Source organism: Roseateles sp. GW835-FHT13E02, assembly GCF_058794035.1.
In genome coordinates this window covers 215,666-228,441 of record NZ_JBXAGJ010000004.1, presented here as the reverse complement: position 1 = coordinate 228,441, position 12,776 = coordinate 215,666, and the positions used below count along the sequence as shown (strand labels likewise).

The following is a 12,776-nucleotide window of genomic DNA, read 5'->3' as shown; positions in this document are numbered from 1 at the left end:
GGGGGGGCTTTGAGCCGCCAAGGCCTGGCGCGCCAGCGCGAGAGGGTCAGGTCTTGCTCATGCCAGGGCTTGAAGCGGGAGGCCTGACGCTGGGCAAGGCGTGGTGACGCCGAGCTTGCGAGCCTGATCCCGGAGGGGGCTTCGGCCGGCCTTCACACCTTGGCGAGAAAGGCTGCCGCGTCACCCGCTTCACAGGGCCAGTCGGCGAAGACCCCGACCAGATTGCATTCCACGCAGTGGCAGCCGATGTAGTACCAGCGAACCTTGTGGCTGCCCTCGACCACGGAGACGCCGGACATCAGCTCGAAGACCTCGTTCTCGCACACGCACTCATGCGTTTCGGGTTCCGCGCCTTCCAGATGGTCGGCGCTGTCGCCCATCAGATGCTCCTGGCCGCAGTCGGTGCAGGTGCGGATGGCCACGCCGGCTTCTTCATCGCTCTGCAGCGCGAAAGTGCGGCAGCCGCAGTCGCATTTAGACGCGGCGAAACGAGTGGCCTCGTGGCGGTTCGCGACGCTGTAGCTGCGCAGCTCGGCCTGGGTGTCGCCCGAGGTCGTGCCGTACCAGAACTCGCCTTTTTTCGTCAGTGCCATGGATGCGGCTCCGTTCTTCTAGCTGTTTGTTTTTCATGCATTCAAGTTGGGCTGCCCGCCAGCCCTGACGCCAAGCGCGCCCCGATGGGCAGGATTTTGCCTGGAGGCCTGACGGGCGTCGTCCAGGGCTGGGGTCGGGGCGGGCGGGCCCCGAGGACCTCTCAGCTACTTCACACGGTAGGCATCGAGATCACGCAGGCGCCCGATTTCCTGCCAAAAGGATTCAGCCGTCGAGCGCCGGATGGGGTCCAGGTCGGGCCGTATCGCGATGTAGAAATCCTGGGTGTGCAGCGGGGCTCGCAGCGCTTCCAGCTTGGACGACTCCAGCTCCACCGGCTTTGAATTGGCCAGGTAGGCCTGCAGCGAATACCGGGGCACGACGGCCAGATGGGTACGTCCGGCGACGAGCTTGTTCAGCGCCTGCTCGTAGGTGGATGCGCCGTCATCGACCCTGGCACCGACCGCAGTCAGGCGTTCCATCAGGAATGACACGCCGCGCCGCACACCGATCACGGGCTGAGCCTCGGGCGAGAACTCCCGGCCGTCCCAGTCGAAGCTGGTTCCGGCTCGTCGCACCAGGACGTACTCAATGGTCATGGCGCGGCGCGATCGATCAATTTGACGGTCGGCCAGGCGGGGAAAGGCGAAGGATTCGGTGTGCACCGAGATCGGGGCGGCAAACATGCCGTCGATCGCGCCCTTCAACAGCAGGGCTCGGCATCTTGGCTGGGGCAAGCGCTCGAATTCAATCTGGAGGCTGGCGCCTTTGGCGGCGTCACGAAGCAGCCGCTCCGTCAAGCCAGGCTTGCTCTCGTCTCCGTTGAAAAACGGCGGCAGCGGTACATCGACCACACAGATGCGCAGGACCTCATCGGGTGCCGCCACCGCGAGCCCTGGGGCCAGGCAAGAGAGCACAAGGGCGATGAGGCGGGGTGCAAGCCGCCTCAAGCATCTTTCCCCCGGGGGCCATTGCAACTTCATGCGCATCCGAGCTTCTCCGGTACGTTGACCGCCTCCCCGAATGTACCCGGTGTCGCCGCGAGCGAATGAAGGCACTCGGGCACGCTCCAGGGACCTTGGCGCTTGGACCCAGCGTCCCCGGCGAATGAATGTTCCCAGCCCGCAGCCGCTGTTCGTGGTCAGAGGCAGGCGGTGCGGGCTTCGCTGGAAGCCCAGCGCTCACGCCGCCTTTTCATGCGCTGGCGTTGCCCCGTGCCTTCCAAACGCGCCTGTCGCATCGCCAAGCTTCGCGCTTGTTTAGTAAACCGCGCTAAAAACACCTGTCTTCCGTCGCTTTGGTTGACGCTCAAAAAAGCGCTGGATATAAACATCACCCATGAACAAAGCCGGGTGAAGTGCCTTCGCCCGCGCCTTGCAAGCGCACGATGATGCGTTTATTAAACCCAAGACCGAGAACACCGGAGACACCGTGTTGCTGCTGAAGATGATTTCAGAATCGCCGCTGCTGGGCTTGTTGCGCATTCGCGCAGCGCCGATCGGCGCGCCGTCTTGCCTGCTCCGGCAACCCGGAGTGCCGGCATGAGCGGAAACGGCAGCGGGGTCACCATCCGCGACATCGCTGAGGCCACAGGGCTGTCGATCGGCACCGTGTCGCGGGCGCTGAAGAACCAGGCCGGCATGACCGAGGTGACGCGCAACAAGGTGCGCGAGGCGGCGCAGCGGCTCGGCTATGACCTCTCGCAGCTGAAGAAGGGGCGCATCCGGCGCATCGCCTTCCTGCTGCACAGCCAGCACAACACGCTGGCCTCAAGCCCTTTCTTCTCGCCGGTGCTGCATGGTGCCGAGGCGGCCTGCCGGCGCGAGGGGATTGCGCTGTCCTTCATCGTCGTGGGCCCGGCGGAGCCGGTGCTGGAACAGGTGCGGGTGCATGCGCCCGATGCGATTCTGTGCGCCGGCTTCTTCGAGCCCGAGGTGTTGAGCGCGCTGATGCTGACGGGTAAGCCCATGGTGCTGGTGGACATGAACCGGCGCGGCATGTCTTCGATCAATCCGGACAATGTGCTGGGCGGCTACCTGGCCACGCGCCACCTGCTGCGCAATGGCAAGCGGCGCATCGCCATGCTCTCGGGCTCACCCGCGCACTACAGCATCCAGCAGCGCATCCGTGGCTTTCGCCGGGCGCTGTTCGAGGCCAAGGTGCATGCCGACCCCGAGCTCGAAGTCATCGTGCCCACCATGGGCGAGGGCGACGAGGGCGTGATGGAGGCCATGCGCAGCCTGCTGGCCCTGCCCAAGCGGCCCGACGCCGTGTTTTGCTACAACGACAGCACCGCCCTGGTGGCGATGAAGACCTGCGTCAACGAAGGCTTGAAGATTCCCTACGACATCATGGTTGTCGGCTTCGACGACATCAGCAGCGCGGCCGTGGCCGTGCCGCCGCTGAGCACGGTGCATGTGGACAAGGAGGCGCTGGGTGCCTCGGGCGTGGAGCTCTTGCTGCGCCTCAAACCCGATGAGCCCCCCGCCGAACTGGTTCTGCCGGTCGAGATGATCGTGCGTGAAAGCAGCAGTGACGATTGATTCATTCATGGACACATTCCCAAGCATGCAAGGCATGGCCATGAAGCGATCGACACCCGCCTCACGCCTCTAACTTTTCAATTCACCACCATGTCCAATCTCCCCGACTTTCGCTCTCGGGCGGTGCTGCTCGCCCATGCGCAGCACAGCATGAGCTTCTACCACCCGCGCTGCATCGACTGGAGCGGTGGCATGTACCACTTCTTCAAGGACGACGGCAGTGTCTACGACTCAGAGCAGCGCCATCTGGTCAGCAGCACGCGCTTTGTCTTCACCTACGCCATGGCCTACCGCCATTTCGGCCAGCCGGAGTACCTGGACGGCCTGCGTCATGCGCTGAAGTTCCTGCGCGAGGCGCACCGCGACACCGAGTTCGGCGGCTACAGCTGGCTGCTGCGCTGCCACAGTGGCGGCCGTGAAGTTCTGGACGGCACCCAGCATGCCTACGGCCAGGCCTTTGTGCTGCTGGCCTACTCGCATGCGCTGATGGCCGGGCTGGACGAGGCGCGGCCCTGGGTGGCCGAGACCTTCGAGCTGATGGAGCGCAGCTTCTGGGAGCCCGAGGCCGGCCTCTACGCCGACGAAGCCAGCCGCGACTGGCGCGAGCGCGGCAGCTACCGCGGCCAGAACGCGAACATGCATGCCTGCGAAGCGCTGCTGGCCGCCTACCGTGCCACGGGCGAAACGCGTTATCTGGAGCGCGCCTACACCGTGGCCTTCAACATCACCCAGCGCCAGGCCGAGCGCTGCGGCGGCCTGATCTGGGAACACTACGACAGCAACTGGCAGCCCGACTGGCAGTTCAACATCCATGACCCGGCCAATCTGTTCCGCCCCTGGGGCTACCAGCCCGGCCATTTCACCGAATGGGCCAAGCTGCTGCTGCAGCTGGAGTCGCTGGGCGGCGCCCTGGCGCGCGACCTGAGCTGGGCCCTGCCCACGGCCGAGCGCCTGTTCAAGGTGGCGGTGGAGAAGGGCTGGCATGCCGAGCATGGCGGCCTGTGCTATTCCATCTCGCCCGAGCTGAACATCTGCGACGCGGACAAGTACTTCTGGGTGCAGGCCGAGAGCGCGGCCGCCGCCGCCATGCTGGCCCAGCGCACCAAGCACCCCTTCTACTGGGACTGGTACGAGCGCCTCTGGGCCTACAGCTGGACGCATTTTGTCGACCACGAGCATGGCGCCTGGTGGCGCATCCTCGATGCGCAGAACCGCAAGTACAGCGACGAGAAGAGCCCGGCCGGCAAGGTGGACTATCACACCATGGGCGCCTGCTACGACATCGTGGCGGTGCTGGATGCCGCTGAGGCGGTCGATGCGGCCGGAGGGCGAGGCCATGCATGACGCTCCGCTGATGCTCTGCGCCGGCGAGGCGCTGACCGACATGATCCACCAGGGCGGGGCGCAGTGGCTGGCCCGTGTGGGCGGCTCCACCTGGAATGTGGCGCGTGCGCTGGCCGCGCTGGGCGAGCGCACGGCGTTTGCCGGAGCCGTCAGTGCCGACCGCTTTGGCGATGAGCTCTGGGCCGCAAGCGAGGCCGTGGGCCTGGACCTGCGCTTGATGCAGCGCGCGCCGCGCTCGCCCTTGCTGGCCATGGTGGAGCAGGGCGAGCCGCCGCGCTACTTCTTCATCGGCGATGACAGCGCCGACCTCTATTTCGACGCCACGGCCCTGCCCGAGGGCTGGTCGCGCAAGCTGCGCTGGGCGCACTTCGGCGGCATCAGCCTGGCGCGCGAGCCCCTGGCCGGCCGTCTGGTTGCCTTGGCCGAGCATTTGAAAGAGCAGGGCGTGGCCATCAGCTACGACCCGAATTACCGCAAGGTGATGGACGAACGCTACACGCCGACGCTCCATCGCATGGCCGCCGTGGCCGACCTGATCAAGGTCTCGGACGACGACTTGCGCGGTTTGTTCCCGGGGCTGGAACTGGATGCAGCGCTGCAGCGCCTGCGCGCGCTCAACCCCAGTGCGCTGTGCCTGCTAACCCGCGGCGGCCACGGTGCCAGCCTCTACCGTGGCGAGGAGCGCGTGGACGCCACAGCACCGGCCGTGGTGGTGGTGGACACGGTGGGCGCGGGCGATGCCAGCGCCGCCGGTCTGCTCTACAGCCTCAGCCGCCACCCCGATCGCCTATTGCAAGCCCATCTGCACGCGGCCCTGGCCGCCGGCTCCGCCGCCTGCCTGCAGTCGGGCGCCACCCCACCGACACCGCTGGCCATGGGCCAGTTGTTCGATCAGCTTCAAGAACAGCACGCGAAAGAGAAGGTTCCCTCATGAGTCACCATTTCTTGCCCTTGATTTCTTTGTCCTCGATGTCCTCGTCCTGGGTTCCGGCCCCGGCGCGCCGCGCGCTCAGCGGCCTGTGCCTGGCTGCCGTGGCCGCCCTGGCCACCTCGGCTCAAGCCGCGCCGATGCCCGCGCTCAAGCCTGTCAGCGAAGCCGAATCGGCCCAGCTGGCCCAGCGCGTCAAGGAAGAGACCCGCCACGCCTGGCGCGGCTACAAGCAGTACGCATGGGGCCAGGACGCCCTCAAGCCCCTGAGCAAGAGCAGCCACAACTGGTACAAGAGCTCGCTGCTGATGACCCCGGTCGATGCGCTGAGCACCTTGCTGGTGATGGGTCTGAAGGAGGAGTCCGACGAGGCGCGCGAGCTGATCGCCAGCCAGCTGAACTTCGACCAGGACCTCTCGGTGCAGAACTTCGAGATCACCATCCGCCTGCTGGGCGGCCTGGTGTCCGCCTACCAGCTCAGCGGCGATGCCCGCCTGCTGGCCAAGGCGGAAGACCTGGGCAAGCGCCTGCTGCCGGTGTTCGAGTCGCCCACCGGCCTGCCCTACACCCATGTCAATCTGCGCAGCGGCAAGGTCAGCGGCACGATCAGCAACCCGGCCGAAACTGGCACGCTGATCATCGAGTTCGGCATGCTGAGCAAGCTGACGGGCCAGCCGATTTACTTCGAGAAAGCCAAGCGCGCCCTGGTGGAAACCTACCGCCGCGCGTCACCGGACGGCGTGGTTGGCTCGGCCATCAACGTCGAGACCGGCCGCTGGGAGCGCACCGATGCCCACATCGGCGGCGGCATCGATTCCTACTACGAGTACCTGTACAAATGCTGGCGCCTGTTCGGTGACAACGAGTGCAAGGCCATGTGGGACCACAGCATCGCCGGCGTCAACAAGGTGCTGGGCGACGAGACCAAGACGGGCTTCTGGTACGGCCACGCCGACATGAAGACCGGCCGCCGGACCAAGACGCAGTACGGCGCGCTGGACGCCTTCATGCCGGCCCTGCTGGCCATCGGCGGCGACCTCAAGCGTGCGCGCAAGCTGCAGGAATCGAACCTGCGCATGTGGCGCCTGCACGGCATCGAGCCCGAGTCCATGGACTACAAGACCATGAAGGTGCTGTCACCCGAGTACGCGCTGCGCCCCGAGATCGTCGAGTCGGCCTACTACCTGCACCAGCTCACCGGCGACACCCGCTACCGCGCCATGGGCCGCGAGTTCTTCGAGGACTTCGTGCGCCACTGCCGCACGGAAGCAGGCTATGCGGCGCTCAAGGATGTGCGGACCAAGGTGCATGAAGACTCGATGGAAAGCTTCCTCTTCGCAGAGACCTTCAAGTACTTCTACCTGCTGTTCTCGCCGAAATCGGCGCTGGACTTTGACGCCGTGACCTTCAACACCGAAGCCCACCCGATGCGCCTGTCGGCGCCGGTGCGTTGAAGTCCCTCCAGGAGATGACCGTGATGACGCACCAATCCTGGCAGGGCGATCCGGCGCTTGCTCGTGAGACGCAGGCTGACGGCGCACCCCTGCGACTCCATGTCCCCCGCCCGCTGCGCGGGCTCCTCCTTGACTTACGTCGCAGGGGCGCCCCGCCAGCCTGCTTGAGCAGATCGTCGAGGGTTCCCTCTTCGCAAAGGGAGTCGTTGGACGGCGGCGGACGGTGGGTGGGTGCGGCCACGGAAGTCAAGGAGGAGGCCGCGGAGCGGCCGGGGGACATGGAGTGGACGTACCCAGTCGCCGTCCGCAGCAAAGCCTGGCCTTTGAGCATGCTCCGCCTGTTGGGTCTGCTGGGTGTGTTCGCATGGCCCCTGGCCCCGCTGCACGCCGCGGCACCCAACCCCACCCCCGTCAACACCTTCATCGGCACCCAGGACGACGGCAACACCTTCCCCGGTGCATCCGCGCCCTTCGGCATGATCCAGGTCAGCCCGACCGGCGAGCATTACGCCGGTTGGCGCTACAACGACACGCGCATCCGCGGCTTCGGCCACTCCTATCTGTCCGGCGCGGGCTGCTGGGAGCAAGGCGGGCAGCTGTCGGTGTTGCCGGTCACGGGGCGCATTGCTCCGGGCGGTGATTTCGACACGGCCAAGGTCGGCAGCTTCGACCACAAGCGCTACGCGGCCGAGTACACACATGCGGGCGAAGTGGGCCAGGCCGGTTACTACAAGGTGCAGCTGACCAGCTACGGCGGCATCACCGCCGAAGCCACGGCTCTGACCCGCGCGGCGGCCGAGCGCTATAGCTTTGCCGCTGGAGCCCCCATCGGCCATGTGCTGGTCAATCTGGGCCAAGCCAACGAGAAGCACTCGGTGGTCGGCAGCGAGCTGCGCGTGGGGGGCGACCAGCGCAGCATCGAAGGCAAGATCACGACCAAGAGCTTTTGCGGCGGCGCCCAGTACACGACCTGGTTCCGCATGGTCTTTGACCGGCCTTTTGTGGCACATGGCATCTGGGACGGCGCCGGCGCCTGGCCGGGCGCCAAAGGCCCCAGCCACCAGGGCGAAGCGCGCCCGCACGGCGCCTGGCTGAGCTTTGATCTGCAAGGCGGCAAGTCGGCGGTGACCGCGGTCAGCGCCATCTCGCATGTCGATGCCGAAGGCGCCCGCATCAATCTGCGCGCCGAGGGCCTGGCCCCAGGCGGCGAGCCGCTGAGCTTCGACGCCATGCGCGCCAAGGCCGAGGCCAACTGGCATCGTGAGCTGAGCAGCGTGCGCATCGAAGGCGGCAGCGTGGACGACCGCACCGTGTTCTACACCGCGCTCTACCACTCGCTTCTGCAGCCCCTGACCGGCAGCGATGCCGACGGGCGCTACCGCGGCTATGACGATGCGATCCACACCGCCAAGCATCAAGGCAAGGACTGGACCTACTACGAGTTCTTCTCGCTCTGGGACACCTACCGCACGCAGAACCAGCTCCTGGCCCTGCTGCGGCCGGAGCGTGCTCGCGACATCGCCTACTCGGTGCTGAAGATCCGCGAGCAGGGCGGCTGGCTGCCGCGCTGGGGCTATGCCAATTTCGAGACCAACATCATGACGGGTGACCCGGTGACGCCTTTCCTGGTGGACCTGTGGCGCCTGGGCGCGCTCAAGGGCCGCGAGCGCGAGGCCTACGCCGCCCTGCGCGAGAACGCCTTTGGCGTGCCGCCGCACGGCATTCGCGCGCAGGGGCGGGCGGGCAACCCCAGCTATCTGAAGCAGGGTTTCGTCCAGTACGACCGCGGCTTTGTCTCCAAGGGCATGGATGTGGACCCGCACCACGGCGCCTCGTCCACGCTGGAATACGCCCTGGCCGATGGCGCCCTGGCCGAGATGGCCCAGGCCCTGGGCCACAAACAGGATGCCCAGGTGCTGGCCCAGCGCGCCCTGAACTGGCGCCGCATCTGGGACGAGCGCGTGCTGGATACGCCCACCGGCCAACGTGGCTTTCCGCGCCCGCGCCGCGCGGACGGCAGCTGGTTCACCGAGCTGAACGGCGGCTATGACCCACGCTCCGAGCGCGGCTTCCACGAGGGCACGGCCTGGCAGTACCAATGGCTGGTGCCGCAGGACATCCCCGGCCTGGTGTCGGCCATGGGCGGCCCGGCGGGGGCGGCGCAGCGACTGGATCACTTCTTTGACTACGAGGCCCTGCTCGCCGACCCGGCGGCCGCGGTGCGCAAGTCCTGGGTGGTGGGGCCGTACAGCTATTACAGCCAGTTTCGCTACAACCCGAACAATGAGCCCGATCTGCATGCGCCCTGGGTCTACACCCTGATCGGCCAGCCCTGGAAGACGGCCACCGTGCTGCGCGCCGCCGAGACCCTGTTCGGCAACGCGCCCAACGGCGTGACCGGCAATGACGATCTGGGCACCATGTCGGCTTGGTATCTGTTCAGCGCCCTGGGGCTTTACCCCGACATGCCGGGCAGCGGCCGCTTCCTGCTGCATGCGCCGCGCTTCGCCCGCGCCGAGATCGACCTGGGCACCGGCCGCACCCTGCGCATCGAAGCGCCGGAGGCGAAGCCGGGCGAGCGCCGCTTTGTCGAGGCCGTCACATGGGCGGGTGGCGCACACCATCCGGTATGGCTCTCATGGGAAGCGCTGCAGTCGGGTGCTACCCTGAGCTTCAAGCTGAGCCCGCAGCCCGACCCACAAGGTTGGGGCACGCGCGCCCGCGATTTGCCCAAAGCGCCAGCAGGGCTCAAGCCCTGAGCCCCGGCTCCTAGCCTGGCGCTCGGAGCCCGCAGCGATCCACACCACAAGCCACACCCGACAAGACCCACAACAGGAGACAGATTCAATGGCAAACATGGCACACCACAGCGCGCCTCAGGCGGCGGACATCCAGGGAGGCAGCGGCGCCGAGCCCGGGCAGCACACCAGCGCCCTGGTCATCGTCACCCTGCTGTTTTTCATGTGGGGTCTGATCACCTCGCTCAACGATGTGCTCATTCCCCACCTCAAGGCCATCTACACCTTGAGCTATGTGCAGGCCATGCTGGTGCAGTTCTGCTTCTTCGGGGCCTACTTCATCGTTTCGCTGCCGGCAGGCGCGCTGATCCGGCGCATCGGTTACCAAAAAGGCGCGGTCGCCGGCCTTTTGATCGCGGCCTGCGGCTGCGCGTTGTTCTACCCGGCGGCGTCCAGCGGTTACGGCCTGTTCCTGTTTGCCTTCTTCGTGCTGGCCTCGGGCATCACCGTGCTGCAGGTGGCGGCCAACCCCTACGTCACCGTGCTCGGCCCGGCCCGCACGGCGTCCAGCCGCCTGACCCTGACGCAGGCCTTCAACTCGCTCGGCACCACCATCGGCCCGGCGGTTGGCGGCCTGTTGATCCTGTCGGCCGTGGGCACGGCGGCCGATGCGGCCACGGTGCGCGGCCCCTACCTGGGTCTGGCAGCGGCCCTGGCCTTGCTGGCCGTGCTGTTCTGGGCCGCCAAGCTGCCGCAGATCAGCGACAGCGAAACGGTCAGCACCGGCGCGGAAGACAAGGCTTCTTCGGCCTGGTCGCATCGCCACCTGGTGCTGGGTGCCATCGGCATCTTTCTGTACGTGGGTGCCGAGGTCAGCATCGGCAGCTTCCTGGTCAACTTCCTCGGTGAATCGCATATCGCCGGCCTCTCGCATGGCGACGCCGCGCATTACGTCAGCGTCTACTGGGGCGGCGCCATGATCGGCCGCTTCATCGGCTTTGCGGTGATGCGCACGGTCAGCCCGGGCAAGACCCTGGCTTTCAACTCGCTGGCGGCCATCGCCCTGGTGCTGGCGGCCGTGTTCGGCAAGGGCAGTGTGGCCATGTGGGCCATCCTGGCCGTGGGCCTGTGCAACTCCATCATGTTCCCCACCATCTTCAGCATGGCGCTGAACGGCCTGGGCAAGCACACCGGCCAGGGCTCGGGCATCCTCTGCATGGCCATCGTCGGCGGTGCCCTGGTGCCGTTTGCGCAGGGCGCCATGGCCGATGCCATGGGCGTGCAGACCTCCTTCCTGCTGCCCGCCGCCTGCTACGCTTTCATCCTCTACTTCGGCGCCAAGTACGCGTCCATGTACGCGACCAAGTGAGGCGTACGCACTGAGCCGGCCAGGGTGAGCGAACATCACCCCGAGCTGGAGCAAAGAAGAAGAAGCCGCCGCGCGGGGCACCGCGTCGGCGGCTTTCTTTTTTGCGCGGCGTGACTGCATGACTTTCGACCCACCAGGCGCGGCACGGACGACCTTGGTGGCCTGACCGACTGTCCCCGAGATTTGCCGCTTGATCCGCGGATTTGCGAGCTCTGTCTCGTGCCGGCTGACGCGCACCGATGCTCTGCGTAACTTGATGCTCCCCCGGTGCGCTGCCTGGCTGTCGTTCGGCCGCGCTGGGGCGTCGTCCTGGAGTACGCATCATGTTGTTGAAGTCACCCACCCTCCGTGCCGCTCTCGGCGCGCTCATGCTCTCTGCAGCTGGCTTGTGCGGGGCGCCCAGCGCCCAAGCCTCGGCACTGACGCCCGAGCAGGCGGCGCAGAGCGGCCGCCCGTCGGTCTGCCCGGCAGTGCAGGAGCAGCTGGCCGAGCTGCTGGCCAGCAGCCAGCAACGCATCGGCCGCGAGGCGGATTTGAGCGCCGAGTTTGAAGTCGATGCCCAGGGCCGCGCGCGTGCGCTCTCGGTCCAGGGACCTCGGCGTTATCACAGCCCCGTGCGCATCGCCGTGTCCAGCCTCGATTGCCAGGGCGGTCGGCCGCAGCGCTATGCCCTGAACCTGCGTTTTGCGGACAGCTTCAGCGCCAAAGCCGACAAGCGCTGAATCCGGCGCAGCGCTTCACCAGGGCACGGCTTCGAAGCGCGCCACCAGAAAGTCCAGCAAGGCCCGTACCGCCGGCGAGAGGTGGCGGCGCGAGGGGTAGAGCGCGTAAATGCCCATCTCGGGGGGCGACCAGTCCGGCAGCACCTCGCGCAGCCGGCCGCTGGCCAGGTGCGGGTTGGCCAGATAGCGCGGCTGCAAGGCCAGGCCGCCGCCGGCCAGGGCGGCCTGCAGCAGCGAGGTGGCTTCGTTGGCGCTGAAATGGCTGCGCAAGGTCACGGCGCTGCGTTCCTCGCCGCGGCTGAGCAGCCAGGTGCTGCGGCCGAAATTGGCGTAGCTCAGGCACAGGTGGCGCTCCAGATCGGCGGGCTGCTGCGGTTCGCCCTGGCGGGCAAGGTAGTCGGGCGAGGCCACCAGCACCGAGGCGCAGGGCGCCAGGCGCCGGCCGATCAAGGCCGGGTCGGGCTCGGCGCTGATGCGGATGGCCAGGTCGATGCGCGCCTCGACCAGATTGAGTGCGCCCTCGCTGGCATTGAGATCGATCTTGAGCAGGGGGTGCAGACGCAGAAAGTCCACCATCGCCGCCGCCAGCTGGGCGTAGGCAAAAGACATGCTGCAGGTCAGGCGTAGCTGGCCGCGCAGCTGGCCGCCGCGGCCGTCCGGCCCGTCGCCGAGGCCGCTGGTTTCCTCTTCCACATCCTGCTGCAGGGCCAGCATCTGCTGGCTGCGGCGCAGGCAGTGTTCGCCCGCATCGGTCAGGGTCAGGCTGCGCGTGGTGCGCTGCAGCAGACGCGCTTCCAGCCACTCTTCCAGCGCCGCCACATGGCGGGTGACCATGGCGCGCGACATCTCCAGCCTCTCGGCCGCGGCGCTGAAGCTGCCGGTGTTCACCACCTCCACAAACACCTGCATGGCGCGCAGTCGATCCATGATTTGCTCGAAACGTGAAACAGTGATGTGAAGTTTAGGTGGTTTATCTGATCGGTTTGCGAAATTAAAGTTCGTTTCATCGCGTAGAGGCCCGGGCCCAACCCGGTCCTCCGCCGCTTTCGCTGAACCTCAGAACCCCGCGGCCCCGGCCGCCACCGAT

Annotated in this window: 11 protein-coding genes; 8 read left to right on the top strand and 3 right to left on the bottom strand. The window is 66.9% G+C overall.

Translation table 11 applies throughout. The annotated features are described in order from the left end of the window. Window positions 1–152 precede the first annotated feature (152 nt). Complete coding sequence (locus AC1Q6P_RS05935; protein WP_492665775.1) at window positions 153–593, bottom strand: hypothetical protein; 441 nt, start codon at window positions 591–593, stop codon at window positions 153–155. Between the two features lie 165 nt (window positions 594–758). Continuing rightward, window positions 759–1,478 carry a substrate-binding periplasmic protein gene (locus AC1Q6P_RS05930; protein WP_492665774.1) on the bottom strand — a complete coding sequence of 240 codons (720 nt, stop codon included), beginning with the start codon at window positions 1,476–1,478 and terminating at the stop codon, window positions 759–761. Between the two features lie 487 nt (window positions 1,479–1,965). Between AC1Q6P_RS05930 and AC1Q6P_RS05925 the strand changes: the two genes are divergently transcribed. From AC1Q6P_RS05925 to AC1Q6P_RS05890, 8 genes are all read left to right on the top strand, one after another. Continuing rightward, window positions 1,966–2,136: a hypothetical protein gene (locus AC1Q6P_RS05925; protein ID WP_492665773.1), complete on the top strand. Its 171-nt coding sequence runs from the start codon at window positions 1,966–1,968 to the stop codon at window positions 2,134–2,136. Beyond that, window positions 2,133–3,134 (top strand): LacI family DNA-binding transcriptional regulator, encoded by a 1,002-nt coding sequence (locus AC1Q6P_RS05920; RefSeq protein WP_492665772.1) that lies wholly within the window; start codon window positions 2,133–2,135, stop codon window positions 3,132–3,134. Before AC1Q6P_RS05925 ends, AC1Q6P_RS05920 begins: the two co-directional genes overlap by 4 nt. A 90-nt stretch (window positions 3,135–3,224) precedes the next feature. Next, on the top strand, window positions 3,225–4,478 hold the full coding sequence (locus AC1Q6P_RS05915) for an AGE family epimerase/isomerase (RefSeq protein ID WP_492665771.1): 1,254 nt from the start codon (window positions 3,225–3,227) through the stop codon (window positions 4,476–4,478). Next, a complete protein-coding gene (locus AC1Q6P_RS05910) occupies window positions 4,471–5,412 on the top strand; it encodes a carbohydrate kinase family protein (protein ID WP_492665770.1) in 942 nt (313 codons plus the stop codon). Before AC1Q6P_RS05915 ends, AC1Q6P_RS05910 begins: the two co-directional genes overlap by 8 nt. Then, window positions 5,409–6,860, top strand: coding sequence for a glycoside hydrolase family 47 protein (locus tag AC1Q6P_RS05905; protein WP_492665769.1), 1,452 nt, complete (start codon window positions 5,409–5,411; stop codon window positions 6,858–6,860). Before AC1Q6P_RS05910 ends, AC1Q6P_RS05905 begins: the two co-directional genes overlap by 4 nt. Before the next feature lie 329 nt (window positions 6,861–7,189). Beyond that, window positions 7,190–9,619 (top strand): GH92 family glycosyl hydrolase, encoded by a 2,430-nt coding sequence (locus tag AC1Q6P_RS05900; protein ID WP_492665768.1) that lies wholly within the window; start codon window positions 7,190–7,192, stop codon window positions 9,617–9,619. Between the two features lie 88 nt (window positions 9,620–9,707). Beyond that, window positions 9,708–10,967 carry a sugar MFS transporter gene (locus tag AC1Q6P_RS05895; protein WP_492665767.1) on the top strand — a complete coding sequence of 420 codons (1,260 nt, stop codon included), beginning with the start codon at window positions 9,708–9,710 and terminating at the stop codon, window positions 10,965–10,967. A 323-nt stretch (window positions 10,968–11,290) separates the two neighbouring features. Then, window positions 11,291–11,689: a hypothetical protein gene (locus tag AC1Q6P_RS05890; protein WP_492665766.1), complete on the top strand. Its 399-nt coding sequence runs from the start codon at window positions 11,291–11,293 to the stop codon at window positions 11,687–11,689. Window positions 11,690–11,704: 15 nt separating this feature from the next. Here AC1Q6P_RS05890 and AC1Q6P_RS05885 read toward each other — a convergent pair whose 3' ends face one another. Continuing rightward, window positions 11,705–12,616, bottom strand: coding sequence for a LysR family transcriptional regulator (locus AC1Q6P_RS05885; protein ID WP_492665765.1), 912 nt, complete (start codon window positions 12,614–12,616; stop codon window positions 11,705–11,707). Window positions 12,617–12,776: the final 160 nt, after the last annotated feature.